Origin of the sequence: Nodosilinea sp. LEGE 06152 (assembly GCF_015207525.1) — a bacterium.
Taxonomy (GTDB): Bacteria; Cyanobacteriota; Cyanobacteriia; order Phormidesmidales; family Phormidesmidaceae; genus Nodosilinea.
On the sequence record NZ_JADEWR010000018.1, the window covers coordinates 154,901 to 168,052 of the forward strand.

Consider the following 13,152-nt stretch of genomic DNA (forward strand, 5'->3'; position numbering starts at 1 on the left):
AGCAAAAAACGACGAATGGCCATAGTCTCCAGCGGCAAACTTCCATTTCTTGCCCTGATGCTACCGGAAAAACCCCCATCCAACTTACCCAGGAGTCGCCCCGTCCCTGAATAGCTGAGTGGTACTGCTGAAGGGGCACTGTCCACTGGTAGTCGTCAGATAGTTGCCGCCATAGCTGGGGTTAACCGGTTGAGCAAGCTAGGGTCTATCCAGTACAGGCCGGCCAAAACTAACAGCAGCAGCAGCGTACCGGCTAGCAGCCACAGGGGCCAGCGGAGCGTTGCCTTGGGGGGTAAGCTCATCGGTGATACTCCGGCAGTCAGGAGGGGCGCTCTAGCGTAACGAATGTTTTTGAGGACAAGGAACAGAACTGTTTGGTCTAGCTAGGGACAGACATGCGCTCAACCGCTCTGCGACAACTCTACTGCGAATTTACAACGGTCCCAGGGCAAAATCTCTACCCTAAGGACAGGACCCCAGGACAGGGCCCAAGGACAGGGTTAAGGTTGTTACAATTTTTAAGGGCTTTTCATAAATTAGGTGCCCTAACGCTGAACTATGGGGTTAAACAGAAACAATGGCGGTTAACTGTGCAGTAGATTGCAAAGACGGCTGTGTGCTGGGGAACGACTGTCCCAACCTGAAGTACACCGCTGAAGCGTCAAAATTTATTACTGATACCTCCCTCGACAAGATGCTCGAGATGGCTGATGAAGCGGTGCGGCGCAAAATGATGGAGCGGGCCTCGCAACCGCCTAAATGGGTGCTACCAGAGGATTAGAGGTTTTGCCGGGCGGTGCTGCAATGCCCCTCCGGATCGGCTACGCCAACGCCCGATAATGGCCATCAGGTGGGCCTGTGCTATCGTGTGACAAGCAAGTTGTTAGTAGCATTACCGGCTTGGCATCGTCCTTAGTTGAGTACATCTCCTTATAACTTTCTACTTTTTCTCTCTCTACTTGGAGATGCGTCCATGTCGATTTACGTAGGCAACCTGGCCTTTAGCGCCACCCAAGACCAGCTCACTGAGGTCTTTGCCGAATATGGTGCCGTTAGCCGGGTGAGCATGCCCACCGACCGCGAAACCGGTCGTCCTCGCGGCTTCGCCTTTGTAGAAATGGAAAGCGAAGCCGACGAAGATGCTGCCATTGAAGCCCTTGACGGGGCTGAGTGGATGGGCCGCGACCTCAAGGTCAACAAGGCTCGCCCCCGTGAATCGCGGGGTGGCGGCAGTGGTGGCGGCGGCGGCGGTTGGAACAACCGACGCTAGGTTGCTTAACTCAGTCAGGGTTTTGCGGCAACCTGCTGCAGCATCGGTTACACAGGCATCGATTTTCGCCAGCTGGGTATCGCAAGCGCGATATCCAGCCGTTTTAGTCTGACGCTGTTGGCAAAGTTTTTGAGCTAGCGTTAGTGAAGTTTCTTAGGAGTAATTAATGGCCCAGGTTGTATTGGGAGAAGACGAAAACATTGAATCGGCCTTGAGGCGGTTTAAGCGAAAAGTGGCTCGGGCGGGAATTTTTTCCGATATGCGGAAGAATCGCCACTTTGAAACCCCGATCGAAAAGCGCAAGCGCAAAACCATCGCTCGCCAAAAGCAGCGCCGCTGGGGTTCAAAGCGCTAGTAAGAGAGCCGAGCTGGCTGCCAAGCCGCCGGCTCACCTAAATTCTTTAGATATTGCCCGTATAGGAGACCAGCTCATGCTACCTGAGTCAGCACAGCAGGTTTCAAAGCTTCGTGCACAGTTTTATCGCTCATTTGCCGACGCTCTAGATGCTTCTGCTAGCATCTCCAATGTCACCATTCCTAAAGAGAAATCTTATTCCAGCACCATGCCACGGGTGTCTTGGACAGACGACCAAGGCCGCTCAAACTACCTGTGCATGTACGCTCACTCTGCTCCCGATGTACTGCTGCCCGATCGCCCAACCATACTTCGCATTGGGGTAAACCTGGGGGCAGAGCTTTCTATGGGTGCTAGCGCTGAGCGAGGTCGCCGCCGCTACAACTGGAGTTGCCAGTTCTATCTAACCCTAGTGTCCACAGAGCTATCCGCTGCCCTACCCTGGATTGTCAAAGCCTTAGGCCAGCCCTGTGGCCTTGATCTAAAGGCTCTACCGGAGTTGCCGTATACCCTTGAGAGCAAGGAAATGGCGGCGAAGGTCGACTCCCTGTGGACTCGCTTAGCTTTACAACAGGTACAACAGCCCCGGACAGCCGTCGGTTCTGCTTATATAGCCTGAGTCAGAGTGTTAGCCAATTGGGCGATCGCAGCCGCTCCTATACAGGCCAAAAACGCCAATTTCCAAGCGCTCTGTCACAACTCGTCAAACACCCGCTGTAACCCAGCTAGCAGCTGATCTAGATGGACCTGCTGATGGGTAGCCATGAGGGTAATGCGCAGGCGACTGGTTGGCACGGTGGGTGGGCGCACTGCCGCTACCCACAGCCCCATTCGCTGCAGCTGCTCGCTAGCGGCTACAACAGCCGCCGCCGAAGGCATCTCCAAACAAATGATGGGAGACTCGGAGGGCAGTCGCTGCATGAGGTGTGGTGCCTTAGCTTTAGTCAAAATCAAATCTAGCTGCTCCATCACCTGCTTGACGTGGTTCCAGAGCGCGGCGCGGCGCTGGGGTTCGTGCTGTACAATCTGCACCGCTGCTAGGGCTGCCGCCGTGTCGGCGGGCGATAGCCCCGTGGTGTAAATCCAGCCGGAGGCGCGGTTACGCAAAAAGTTAATAAGGGGCTGAGACCCGGCTACGTACCCGCCCAAACTGCCCAGGGCCTTGCTGAGGGTACCGACGGCAACGAGGGGCCGACTAGCACAGCCCAGGTGCTCTACAGCCCCAGCGCCTCGGGGGCCAAAGACGCCTGTGCCGTGGGCCTCATCCACCAGCACCATGGCGTCGTAGGTATCCGCCAGATTGAGAATTTCGGGCAGCGGGCACAGGTCGCCATCCATGCTGAAAACGCTGTCGGTCGTAATCAGACAGCGGCGGTGGCGATCGCGGTGAGCCTCCAGCAATTTTTTCAGGTCAGCTATATCGCCGTGGCGGTAGTCCAGCATCGCAGCACCGCTGACTTTGCCCCCAGCCTTCAAACTTGAGTGGTTGTACTCGTCTCCCAAAACCAGGTCTGGGGTGCCCACTAGGGCGGCGATCGCCCCCAGATTGGCCAGATAGCCCGAGCTAAACACGATCGCATCGTCGGTGCCCTTCAGCGCGGCGATCGCCCGTTCTAGCTCGCGGTGCAGCTCGCGGTGACCACTGAGCAAGCGTGAGCCGGTGCTGCCGGTGCCGTAGGTCTCTATAGCGGCGATCGCCGCCGCCGCCAGCCTGGGGTCGCTCGCTAACCCCAGGTAGTCGTTGCTGGCAAAGTTGACCAGGGTTTGCCCCTGGCGCTGCACAGTGGCCCCTGCCATGCCGTCAATGGCCTGTACCTCACGGTAGCGGTGGGCACGGTGCAGGGCAACTAACGATCTATCTAGCCAGTCGTAGGGCGTTGTGCCCATAGATGAGCCTGCCTTAAATTCTGCGGCTACTGGGCTGGCAGGGTGTTTGAGGCCTCTTTGCGATCGCACTTCAGCACAATTACCCCCAGGGGTGGCAAAGTTAGATCGAGGGAATAGGGCCGACTGTGAAAGGCCCAGTCTTCAGACCATTTACCGCCCAGGTTGCCCATGTTGCTGCCGCCAAAGTCGCGGGCATCACTGTTGAACAGCTCCTTGTAGTAGCCCTGCTCGGGCACGCCCACGCGGTAGTGGCTGTGGGGCTGGGGCGTAAAGTTGCAAACTACCACCACAAAGTCGTCGGTATCCTTGTCGCGGCGAATAAATGCCACCACGCTATGGCGGTTGTCGCTGCAGTCAATCCACTCAAAGCCAGCCTGGTCAAAGTCCTGCGTAAACAGAGCCGGTTCGCTGCGGTAGAACTCGTTGAGTTTGCCCATGAAGTGCTTGAGGCTGGCGTGGGCCTGGTGCTGCAACAGGTGCCACTCCAGGTCGCCCCACACGTTCCACTCGCTCCACTGGCCAAACTCCATGCTCATGAACAGGGTTTTCTTACCTGGGTGCATGAACATGTAGGTGTAGAGGCAGCGTAAATTGGCAAACTTCTGCCACTCATCACCCGGCATTTTGCCCAGCATGTTGCTCTTGCCGTGCACCACCTCGTCGTGGGACAGCGCCAGCATGAAGTTTTCAGTGAAGGCGTACCAAATACTAAAGGTGACGTTGTTCTGGTGAAACTGCCGGAACCACGGATCCATGTTGAAGTAGTCCAACATGTCGTGCATCCAGCCCATGTTCCACTTCAGGTTGAAGCCTAGGCCGCCCACATAGGTTGGCCAGGAGACCATGGGCCAGGCGGTCGATTCTTCTGCGATCGACAGCACCCCAGGGTAGTAGGTAAACAGCACGTGGTTCACCTGGCGCAAGAAGTCTGCTGCCTCAATATGCTCGCAGCCGCCGTACTCATTGGCTACCCACTCCCCGTCTTTGCGGAAGTAGTTGAGGTAGAGCATTGAGGCTACCGCATCTACCCGAATTCCATCAATGTGGTACTTCTCAAACCAAAAGATAGCGTTGGCCACCAGGAAGTTGCGCACCTCGTTGCGGCCATAGTTGAACACCAGCGTGCCCCACTCCTTGTGCTCGCCTTTGCGGGGGTCGGCGTGCTCGTAGAGGTGAGTACCGTCAAAGAAAGCCAGCCCGTGACCATCCTTGGGAAAGTGGCCCGGTACCCAGTCGACAATTACCCCAATGTCGTTTTGGTGGCACTGATCGACGAAGTACATAAAGTCTTCGGGAGTACCATAGCGAGACGTGACCGCGTAGTAACCCGTCACCTGATAGCCCCAGGAGCCATCGAAGGGATGCTCGGCGACAGGCAGCAGCTCAACGTGGGTAAACCCTAGCTCTTTAATGTAGGGAATCAGTCGATCGGCCAGTTCTCGATAGGTGAGAAAGCGAGCACCGGGCTTAAGCTCGGCCACGGTGACGACTGGTTCTTTGGTGCCGTCAGGACGCAGCGCCGGATTGGCCGACGACTCGTGTAGCCACGAGCCCAGGTGCAGTTCGTAAATAGAGACGGGCTGGGTCAGTGGCTCGGTCTGCCGCCGCTTTTCCATCCAGGCTTGGTCTTGCCAGCCGTAACTATCTAAATCGGTGACAATGGAGGCCGTTTTAGGCCGAATCTCCTGCTGAAAACCGTAGGGGTCAGATTTTTCGTAAATGTGGCCGTCGTTGTTTTTAATTTCGTACTTGTAGTGAACCCCAACCTCTAGCCCAGGAATAAACAAATCCCAAATGCCGTTAGAAAGGCGTCGCATCTGGTGCTTGCGGCCGTCCCAGTAGTTAAAGTCGCCCAGCACCGAGGCATTGCGAGCATTGGGAGCCCACACCGCAAAGTAAACGCCGGTCACCCCTTCAATGGTGGTGAAGTGGGCTCCTAGCTTTTCGTAGATGCGGTGGTGGTTGCCCTCGCTAAACAGGTGGATGTCAAAGTCGGTAATGGTGCGGGTTTTGAAGGCGTAGGGATCGTAGATGACCTGAACATGATCGCCGGTGACGTACTTGAGCTGGTAGTTGGCCAGATCTTGAACCTCCAACACGCACTCAAAGAAGTGGGGGTTATGGTTTGGTTCCATCGCCACTTCTTTGTGCTCCTCCGGCAGCACTACCCAGGCCTTGTCGGCTTGGGGTAAGTAGGCTCTTACGGCCCAGACGGTTTGCCCATCTTGTTGCTGCACCATGTGGGGCCCAAGAATCTCAAAGGGATCGTGGTGCTGGTTCCAGACAATCCGGTCAATCTGCTCAGCGTCAACGGTTGCAGGCATGTTATTAAAGGTCCACAGGGGGCTATAAACGATCTGTGTGAATTTACTATCTGCGGAATAGAGTAACAAAACTTAGCTATTTCCACAGGGAAATTTTTGCGGATCTCGCCGAAATCGCCCCTAAGGCAGAAAAGGAAGAATGGGCCTAAGAACCCGTCTAAGCTGCAATAGCTGGATCAAGGAAGCAATATCGGGGTCGACGATCGCGTCGGTATTGGGGTCACGCAGGCGAGCTTGCAGAGCGGCGTAGTCGGCTGCGGAGATAGGTTTGCCGTCAATGGGCGATCGCGCCTCAGTAATGACCTCGGTGCGCAAAACTTCTTCAGGAATCTCATCGGGGGGTGGCAGGGCCAGAGCGCAGCTAGCCAAGACGGCGATCAGTCCTGATCCAAGCAGTCCTGATCCAATCATCAGTAGAGGCAGGCGAGGCATAGACAAGCCCAGTGACTTAGCTTCAGTATTACAATAGCCTGCTGCGTCACCCGTCGACTCTATCGTAGGCCGGGTCCGCCTGTGCTAGGCTGCATGGCAAGATTTGTGTGTTCGTTCTATCCCTCGGGAGGTTGCATGGCTTGTTTACAGCTGTTTTCTGTGGGGAGGCTATTTTCTGTCGCAGCAGTAGCGCCTTTGACCCTGGCGGGGCTACTGGTTAGCTCAGCGGCCTCGTCTGCCCAGACCGACCCGGTCCTGCAGGAGACGGGCACCATTTACCCAGCCCAGGCTACTTACACCTTCGAGGGCACTACTGGGCAGTCGATTACAATTACCCTAGACAGCGAAGATTTCGATCCGGTGCTGTCGCTGCTGGGCCCAGGCGAAACTGAGATTGCCGCCAACGATGACTTTGGCGGCACCTTAAACTCCAAAATCATCATCGAACTGCCTGAAGATGGCGCTTATACCGTGGTTGCTAAGTCATTTTCGGGGCAGGGGGGCGACTACGACCTAGTTGTGCGTACCTCCACCGAATTTGAGACGGCCTATGCCAAGGCCGAAGCCCTGGCTTTAGCCGAAGACTATCCCGGCGCTATTGATGCCTACACCGAGGCGATTGACATCGACCCTGAGCAGTCCTCGGCCTACCTAGGCCGTGCCCAGGCAACCCTGGGGCAGGTATATCTTGAGCAGGGCGATGCCATTCAGGGGCCGGAGGATATTCCCTTGGAGGCGCGCGAGGCGGTGATTGCTGACTTTGAACAGGCGGCTACTCTCTTTGAAGCCAGTGGTTCAACAGACTGGGCTGAGTCTCTGCGGGGGCAGATAGACGTACTGCGCGAAGCCGATGGCTCAAACTAATCTCAAAGAAAGTTGGCAACTTTTCCGGATCAGGGTGCGTCTGAGCAGAAAAGGTGAATGGTAGATGCACCCTAAAAAGTCCTCCTGGCGATCGCCAGGGGATTTTTTTTTGCCTACAAACCAGGGTCGTCATCAATTTAATGGCTGATAGCCAAGAATCAGCGGTTACAGCCCCCAGCTTGTTTTTTGGGGCCTGGGGCAGCGCAAAGGCATGTAGCGGCCGCTCTAGAGGTCACAGAATGGCCTAACCGTTCTAGCCATAGCTAGACCTACCAACAAAAAGGATGCAGACCGAAGCCTGCATCCCTGTGGTGTTCTAGAAACTTAACCGAACGGCACTAATGCCTTAGTCAACCGACACCTTGCGGTAGGGCACCGCAGTAGCGATGTTGATTTCACTAGTAGATACGCGAGATGGCGCTGAGCCCGTAGCCCCAATGCTGCGGGCCATACCCAGGAAGCCCTGGGGATTGCCAGCGGTAACCTTCTTCTCTTGGGGTACAAACCGCTTGACCTGCGACTGCCACACAATTTGAGGGAAGCCCAGCTGATTGCGGTGGTAGGCGTCGTAGCGAGGGTTTTTGATGTGGATAGGGCGCTCCCCCTCCTCCCGGCCGGGCAGCACCCGTCGCTTTTGGTAGGGCACGGTGTTGTAGCCGAAGCTGGTGAGATACTCTTCGCTGTCGAGCAGCTCATCGACTAGGCCCTGAATGCCCTTATTGGCCACTTTGATAGACCAGGCAATTTTTTCGCGATCGCTGTACACGTCGCGGCCCAGAATCTTCTGTACACAGTGCTCTACAAACTTGTAGTTGCTGTTTTTCTCGTAGAAGCTGTTGTAGAACGTGGGCGACAGAGCTAGACCACGGATAAAGTCACGCACGGTGATTTGGCCGTTGCGCAGCTGCGATTCCAGAAAAGGCTGGCGATCGCACTTAAAGGCGTAGAAAAACATCTGCCGATAAGCTGCCTCAATCAGCGCATCCATGTCGCTGGTGTCGTACAGATCATCGGTAGAGAAAAATCTGGGCTGTTCGTCGCCACCGATTTCGTAACTAGCAACGCGCTGATTTTGGCTGGACGGGGAATAGTTCAGTAACGGAAGAGACACGTTTGAATCTCCAGAATCTTAGGAAAATTTACAAACTTTAAGGATGATCATACGGGAACGGCTGCCTCGAACCTGAGCCACCGGAGCAAATCAACATAGTCCTTAACATTCCACAGGTGTGGACACTGCAGAGGTGGCTAAGCCTAGGGATGGGTCATACGGCGGGGGTCGATCAGGGCGTCAAACTCTGCTTCAGAGACGTAGCCCAGGTCCAGGGCTGCCTGTTTGAGGGTGAGATCGTGCTCAAAGGCATGGTGGGCAATTTGAGAGGCTCTGTCGTAGCCAATGGCCGGGCTGAGGGCGGTGACCAGCATTAGCGACTGCTGGACGTACTGATCGATCTGTTTGTAGTTGGGGGTCATGCCTGCCACCAAAAACTCGGTGAAGTTGTGGCAGCTGTCGGCCATCAGCCCCGCCGACTGCAGCAGGTTAAAGATCATCATCGGCTTGTAGACATTCATGTCGAGGTAGCCGCTGGCTCCGGCAAAGGCCACCGCCGCGTCATAGCCCATCACCTGCACCGTTACCATGGCCAGCGCTTCGCACTGAGTGGGGTTAACCTTGCCCGGCATAATCGATGACCCCGGCTCGTTCTCGGGTAGGTGCAGCTCGGCAAAGCCTGCCCTTGGCCCACAGCTCAGCAGGCGAATGTCGTTGGCAATTTTGTAAAGCGACACCGCCAGGGTTTTGAGCACGCCACTGGCCATCACCACGGCATCGTGGGCTCCCATAACGGTGAACTTGTTGGGGGCGTTGATGAAGGGCAGCCCGGTGAGCTGGGCAATGTGCTGAGCCGCGGCCTCGGCAAAGCCCGGTCCGGCGTTCAGGCCGGTGCCAAGGGCCGTTCCCCCAATCGCTAGTTGGTACAGCCCTGGCAGGGCACTTTCGAGGCGAGCCAGGTTGTCGTCGAGCATACCCACATAGCCCGAAAACTCCTGGCCCAGCGTCAGGGGGACGGCGTCTTGCAGGTGAGTACGACCAATTTTGACAATGTCACTCCAGGCCTGGGCCTTTTCCTCCAGCGCATCCCTCAGCTGGGTAACGGCGGGGTTCAGCCGCTGGGTGAGCGCCTGAGCCGCCGCAATGTGCATCGCCGTGGGGAAAATATCGTTAGATGACTGCGACATATTGACGTGGTCGTTGGGGTGAATGGGGGTTTTGCTGCCCATCACGCCCCCCGCTAGCTCAATGGCGCGGTTGGCAATCACCTCGTTGACATTCATGTTGCACTGAGTGCCGCTGCCCGTCATCCACACGTGCAGGGGAAAGTGGTCGTCGAGCTGGCCAGCAATAATCTCATCCGCCGCCCGCACAATTAGGTCAGCTTTCTCCTGGGGCAGTTTGCCCAGGTCGGCGTTGGCCAGAGCTGAGGCCTTTTTGGCGATCGCGATCGCCCGCACCACCTCCAGGGGCATTTTGTCTTGGCCAATGGAAAAGTAGCGAATCGACCGCTGAGTCTGGGCACCCCAATAGCGATCGCTAGGTACGGCAATTTCCCCCATGCTGTCGGTTTCTTGGCGAGTGGGTAGTGCGTCGGCCATGGTGCTGTTCCCTAGAGCGTATGCTCCGATTCAACCACAACCCAGTCGTTCAGCGCTAAACCTCCGGCTGAAAAATTCCCATAAAAAACCCTGGAGACAATCGCTGTCTCCAGGGCTGTTGGTCGCTTTGAAAGATTGGAACGGGTAACAAGGGTAAGGGGCTAAGCCTGCTCTTTGCGCACCAGGCCCACAGCGCTCAGGTCCACCAACGCCAGGGCGGCGGTAGAGGCTGGCTCGGAAACAGTGGTTTTGGGCTCTTCAGGGGTGAGACGGCTCTTGCCCACAAAGATAGACGCGTGGGACAGCTCCTTTTGGTCAAAGGTGGTCCAGGTGCCGCTGTTGATGAGTGTGTTGCCGTCGAAATAGTAGGCGGTGTAGGTGTTGCCAGCCTTGAGGCTAATCACAAACGGTGTTGCGATCGTTTTGGCAAGGCTCCAGGTGCCGGTACCTTTGCCGTTTTGAACCCAGCGAAAGCCCAGGTCGTTAGGCCCAGCAGAATGTTTGCCACCTTCGTATTTGCCATCAAACACCCAGCTCCCTAGGGTGTCGTTAAGGAAAGCCGTCAGGGGAGCGCTAATACTGCTGGTTACGTCGTTACCGGCAGTTGGGTTTAAGCAGCTGCTATAGCTGATGGAAGAACCTCCGGCCAGGGGGGTGCAAGTGACACCGCTAGCACTGGTTAAAGAAGCCGCTGGCTGGCGTTTAGAGTTTAGCTTTGGCGAGGCCTTAGGAGTCATTGAGCCCAAAAGGCCAGTTAGCACCTGCGCTGAGCTGAAAATTGTATAGGCTTTCATATAGGGCAAATCCTTCTTGAATAGGCACTGTAGGTAGTAGCAACAGAGCACAGGAGGCGTTTGTGTCTGATGGTTTCTCCGAGGTAGATGCAGGGTTTGGGTATACTTTTCTACTCAAGCACCTTGCGTAAGTGAGTGTGTAGGCCAAATCACGTAATTCATGTCCTATTCACAAGACTTTATGAATAAAGAAGGGGCCGATTCGATAGCTGAAACCCTCAGCTAAGTGAGGCGACAGACGCTGGGAACGTGCATCAGGGCTAAAACCTTATGGCTACCGAAAACGCAGCGACAGTAAACGCCGAAACGTATCGATAATGCTTTCAAGAACGGTCTAAATCATTCCGTCCACGGCAATATCTGTAGTTTCAGCAAGCTGGTCAGCGCAGTAAAAAGCCCTGGAGACAAGGTTTTTCCCCAGGGCTAATACGGTCGCTTTAAGAAGTTGTTTTAGAGTTTGTGGCTATAGCAGAACGGTAAGGCGCTACTAGCCCTGCTGTTTGCGCATTAGGCCTACAGCGCTTAGGCCCACCAGCACCAGGGCAGCGGTAGAGGCCGGCTCGGGTACGGTGGTCTTGGGCGGTTCAGCCACCACTTTGGGCTTGCCAATAAAGATCGAGGCGTGGGACAGGTCTTTGCCGTCAAAGGTGGCCCAGGTACCGCTTTGGGTAGCGGCACTGCCATCTACGTAGTAAGCGGCGTAGCCATTGCCCGCCTTGAGGCTAATCACAAAGGGAGCGTTGATGGCCTGGGCTAAGCTCCAGGTACCCACTCCTTCTTTATTTTGTCGCCAGCTAAAGCCGTTGCTGCCTACGGCCCCGCCGGTGTCAGACTTGCCCCCAAAGAGCCAGTCACCGGCCCCCAGGGTGCTGTCAAGAAAAGCGCTGAGGCCGGTAGCAACGGTGCCGCTGACATCGTTACCGGAGCCAGTTATGCACTGGCTGTAGCTGAGGGAAGACCCTCCCGCCAGAGGGTTGCTGGTGACAGAGCCGCTAGCGCAGGTTAAAGGCGCGGCTGGCTGGCTGGGTTGACTACCGCCGCTTTTGTTACCTTTGTTGTCCGACTTGGCGAGAGCTTCGGGAGCCATCGAGCCAAAAAGTCCAGCGAGCACCAGAGCTGAGCTTAGAAACGTAAATGCTTTCATGCAGGGCAAATCCTCCTTAGATAGGCACTGTAGGCAGTAGCCATAGACGGCAAGGGGGCGTTTGCGTCCGATGGTCTCTCCGAGACAGATACAGATTTTGGGGTGTACTTTTCTACTTAAGCACCCTGCGTAAATGAGTGTGTAGGTCAAATTACGGAGCTTTGACCCGGTTCATAGAGACTTTATAGTTGATGCTTAGCGGCGGCGCTGTTTGCTGACCATTTTGCGAGAGAGGCGCAGGTTAATGGCTTCGCGATCGGCCCAGTCTTGCAGTACCCGCAGAAAGATGTGCTTGTCTTGGCCCTGGAGCACGGCGGTTTGGTCGGCGGTTTCGATGCTGTAGGGGTAGCCGCCACCGATAATCACTTCGCCACGCACCCAGTTGAGGTATTGGGTGATGTGGCCGCTTTCCCACATCCAGCGGGGCATTTCGAGCCGCACGGGGTAACCGTCGCGGGTGGTTTTGAGGTAGGTGAAGGCAATCTGGTCGCCGTAGTCGCTGTACTGGTCGAGAACGCCGCCGCGATCGCACTGAAAGACGGCGGTGCGATCGCCCCACTCCATCAGCCGAGCCAGCAGCTGGGCGTCGTGAATGCCCTCGGTGGCCTCTAGGCCGTAAGCATGGTGCAACATGCCGGTCAAATCGTGGGCGTAGGAGGTATCGACGTAGCCTATCAGGGGCACGCGACGGCGGCAGCTAGCCTCCAGCAGCGAGAGGATTGCCTGTACGTAGGCGGTCTGGCTCTCCTGGTCAAAGGCCTCGGCAAAAGTGACTACCAGCGCCCCGTCAAAGAAGACCAGGGTGCGCTCCGGCTCTGTGCATGCGTTGATGTATTCCACCAGGCGCGCCACTTCCATTTGAAAGCGGCGAATGTTGACTCGGCGCTCGACCGGTTGGGCTGGGTTGGGGCCTAACTCTGCCGGAGTCATGAGATCGACTCGCACGTCTTTTTTGTAGGGGCGGGTGGTGCTATGGGGGTTTTCGAACCAGCCAATTTGCAGCAGCGCAATGGGGATAGAAATATCTTTGCCGGGGGAGATCTGGGAGCCGTCGACGGCAAAGGTAGTGATGTCTGCCAGGACGTTTTGCACCCATTGGACACTTTGTTCGCGGTTGGTCCAGCGATCGCCGACGGGGCCTGATTCAGCAAAAAAGAAGGGCAGAATACCTTTGTCAGTGGTAATTTCTTCTAGCGGTCGGGCACCCACTGGCCCAGTATGAGAGCCTAGTTGGGCCACCTGTCGCGCCTGGGGCAGAGCCGCAAACTCAATCCAGGCCCGGTTGTAGGCGTGCAGTAGCTCAAACTTAGCCCGACTAAAGGCGCTAAAGGCATCCCGCTTTTGGTCGAGCAGGGCTTTAATTTGGCTGGAACTCACTGGCATAACCCATCCATTGCTTAGAACGCCTGTATTAATGGCTGATTCTAGCG

14 protein-coding genes are annotated in these 13,152 nt (G+C 56.1%); 5 read left to right on the forward strand and 9 right to left on the reverse strand.

Going from position 1 to position 13,152, the window contains the following annotated elements; all coding sequences use genetic code 11:
* Window positions 1-155: 155 nt before the first annotated feature.
* Complete coding sequence (locus tag IQ265_RS21735) at window positions 156-302, reverse strand: hypothetical protein (RefSeq protein WP_194057438.1); 147 nt, start codon at window positions 300-302, stop codon at window positions 156-158.
* Between the two features lie 275 nt (window positions 303-577).
* On the opposite strand from IQ265_RS21735, the gene IQ265_RS21740 reads away from it, so the two are divergent.
* From IQ265_RS21740 to IQ265_RS21755, 4 genes are all read left to right on the forward strand, one after another.
* A complete protein-coding gene (locus IQ265_RS21740) occupies window positions 578-781 on the forward strand; it encodes a hypothetical protein (protein ID WP_194057440.1) in 204 nt (67 codons plus the stop codon).
* Window positions 782-973: 192 nt separating this feature from the next.
* The gene (locus IQ265_RS21745) at window positions 974-1,270 is read left to right on the forward strand and encodes an RNA-binding protein (protein WP_194057442.1); all 297 of its coding nucleotides are present in this window, start codon (window positions 974-976) and stop codon (window positions 1,268-1,270) included.
* Between the two features lie 166 nt (window positions 1,271-1,436).
* Entirely contained in the window at window positions 1,437-1,625 is a 189-nt protein-coding gene (gene rpsU, locus IQ265_RS21750) for a 30S ribosomal protein S21 (protein ID WP_017299199.1), read from the forward strand.
* A 208-nt stretch (window positions 1,626-1,833) separates the two neighbouring features.
* Window positions 1,834-2,244, forward strand: a complete 411-nt coding sequence (locus tag IQ265_RS21755; RefSeq protein ID WP_194057444.1) for a hypothetical protein — start codon at window positions 1,834-1,836, stop codon at window positions 2,242-2,244.
* 74 nt (window positions 2,245-2,318) lie between these two features.
* On the opposite strand, the gene bioF is transcribed toward IQ265_RS21755, so the two are convergent.
* The 3 genes from bioF to IQ265_RS21770 form a co-directional block, all read right to left on the reverse strand.
* Complete coding sequence (gene bioF, locus IQ265_RS21760; protein WP_194057446.1) at window positions 2,319-3,512, reverse strand: 8-amino-7-oxononanoate synthase; 1,194 nt, start codon at window positions 3,510-3,512, stop codon at window positions 2,319-2,321.
* Between the two features lie 26 nt (window positions 3,513-3,538).
* Window positions 3,539-5,836: a 1,4-alpha-glucan branching enzyme gene (glgB, locus tag IQ265_RS21765; RefSeq protein WP_194057448.1), complete on the reverse strand. Its 2,298-nt coding sequence runs from the start codon at window positions 5,834-5,836 to the stop codon at window positions 3,539-3,541.
* 120 nt (window positions 5,837-5,956) lie between these two features.
* Window positions 5,957-6,268, reverse strand: coding sequence for a hypothetical protein (locus tag IQ265_RS21770; RefSeq protein WP_194057450.1), 312 nt, complete (start codon window positions 6,266-6,268; stop codon window positions 5,957-5,959).
* A gap of 135 nt (window positions 6,269-6,403) precedes the next feature.
* Between IQ265_RS21770 and IQ265_RS21775 the strand changes: the two genes are divergently transcribed.
* Window positions 6,404-7,132: a pre-peptidase C-terminal domain-containing protein gene (locus IQ265_RS21775; protein WP_194057452.1), complete on the forward strand. Its 729-nt coding sequence runs from the start codon at window positions 6,404-6,406 to the stop codon at window positions 7,130-7,132.
* Window positions 7,133-7,478: 346 nt separating this feature from the next.
* Here IQ265_RS21775 and IQ265_RS21780 read toward each other — a convergent pair whose 3' ends face one another.
* From IQ265_RS21780 to IQ265_RS21800, 5 genes are all read right to left on the reverse strand, one after another.
* Window positions 7,479-8,243: a phycobilisome rod-core linker polypeptide gene (locus IQ265_RS21780; RefSeq protein WP_194057454.1), complete on the reverse strand. Its 765-nt coding sequence runs from the start codon at window positions 8,241-8,243 to the stop codon at window positions 7,479-7,481.
* 143 nt (window positions 8,244-8,386) lie between these two features.
* Window positions 8,387-9,784 (reverse strand): class II fumarate hydratase, encoded by a 1,398-nt coding sequence (fumC, locus tag IQ265_RS21785; protein WP_194057456.1) that lies wholly within the window; start codon window positions 9,782-9,784, stop codon window positions 8,387-8,389.
* Window positions 9,785-9,945: 161 nt separating this feature from the next.
* Window positions 9,946-10,578 carry a hypothetical protein gene (locus IQ265_RS21790; RefSeq protein ID WP_194057458.1) on the reverse strand — a complete coding sequence of 211 codons (633 nt, stop codon included), beginning with the start codon at window positions 10,576-10,578 and terminating at the stop codon, window positions 9,946-9,948.
* A 487-nt stretch (window positions 10,579-11,065) separates the two neighbouring features.
* Window positions 11,066-11,722, reverse strand: a complete 657-nt coding sequence (locus tag IQ265_RS21795) for a PEP-CTERM sorting domain-containing protein (protein ID WP_194057460.1) — start codon at window positions 11,720-11,722, stop codon at window positions 11,066-11,068.
* Between the two features lie 195 nt (window positions 11,723-11,917).
* Window positions 11,918-13,105 carry a DNA double-strand break repair nuclease NurA gene (locus IQ265_RS21800; protein ID WP_194057462.1) on the reverse strand — a complete coding sequence of 396 codons (1,188 nt, stop codon included), beginning with the start codon at window positions 13,103-13,105 and terminating at the stop codon, window positions 11,918-11,920.
* Window positions 13,106-13,152 lie beyond the last annotated feature (47 nt).

Excerpts from the sequence above, each read along its gene's own strand:
- IQ265_RS21755 (WP_194057444.1), top strand. The coding sequence starts at position 1,834 with ATGCCACGGGTGTCTTGGACAGACGACCAAGGCCGCTCAAACTACCTG.
- IQ265_RS21740 (WP_194057440.1), top strand. The coding sequence starts at position 578 with ATGGCGGTTAACTGTGCAGTAGATTGCAAAGACGGCTGTGTGCTGGGG.
- IQ265_RS21775 (WP_194057452.1), top strand. The coding sequence starts at position 6,404 with ATGGCTTGTTTACAGCTGTTTTCTGTGGGGAGGCTATTTTCTGTCGCA.
- IQ265_RS21770 (WP_194057450.1), bottom strand. The coding sequence starts at position 6,268 with ATGCCTCGCCTGCCTCTACTGATGATTGGATCAGGACTGCTTGGATCA.
- IQ265_RS21790 (WP_194057458.1), bottom strand. The coding sequence starts at position 10,578 with ATGAAAGCCTATACAATTTTCAGCTCAGCGCAGGTGCTAACTGGCCTT.
- fumC (WP_194057456.1), bottom strand. The coding sequence starts at position 9,784 with ATGGCCGACGCACTACCCACTCGCCAAGAAACCGACAGCATGGGGGAA.
- IQ265_RS21795 (WP_194057460.1), bottom strand. The coding sequence starts at position 11,722 with ATGAAAGCATTTACGTTTCTAAGCTCAGCTCTGGTGCTCGCTGGACTT.
- IQ265_RS21745 (WP_194057442.1), top strand. The coding sequence starts at position 974 with ATGTCGATTTACGTAGGCAACCTGGCCTTTAGCGCCACCCAAGACCAG.
- IQ265_RS21800 (WP_194057462.1), bottom strand. The coding sequence starts at position 13,105 with ATGCCAGTGAGTTCCAGCCAAATTAAAGCCCTGCTCGACCAAAAGCGG.
- glgB (WP_194057448.1), bottom strand. The coding sequence starts at position 5,836 with ATGCCTGCAACCGTTGACGCTGAGCAGATTGACCGGATTGTCTGGAAC.
- IQ265_RS21735 (WP_194057438.1), bottom strand. The coding sequence starts at position 302 with ATGAGCTTACCCCCCAAGGCAACGCTCCGCTGGCCCCTGTGGCTGCTA.
- rpsU (WP_017299199.1), top strand. The coding sequence starts at position 1,437 with ATGGCCCAGGTTGTATTGGGAGAAGACGAAAACATTGAATCGGCCTTG.
- bioF (WP_194057446.1), bottom strand. The coding sequence starts at position 3,512 with ATGGGCACAACGCCCTACGACTGGCTAGATAGATCGTTAGTTGCCCTG.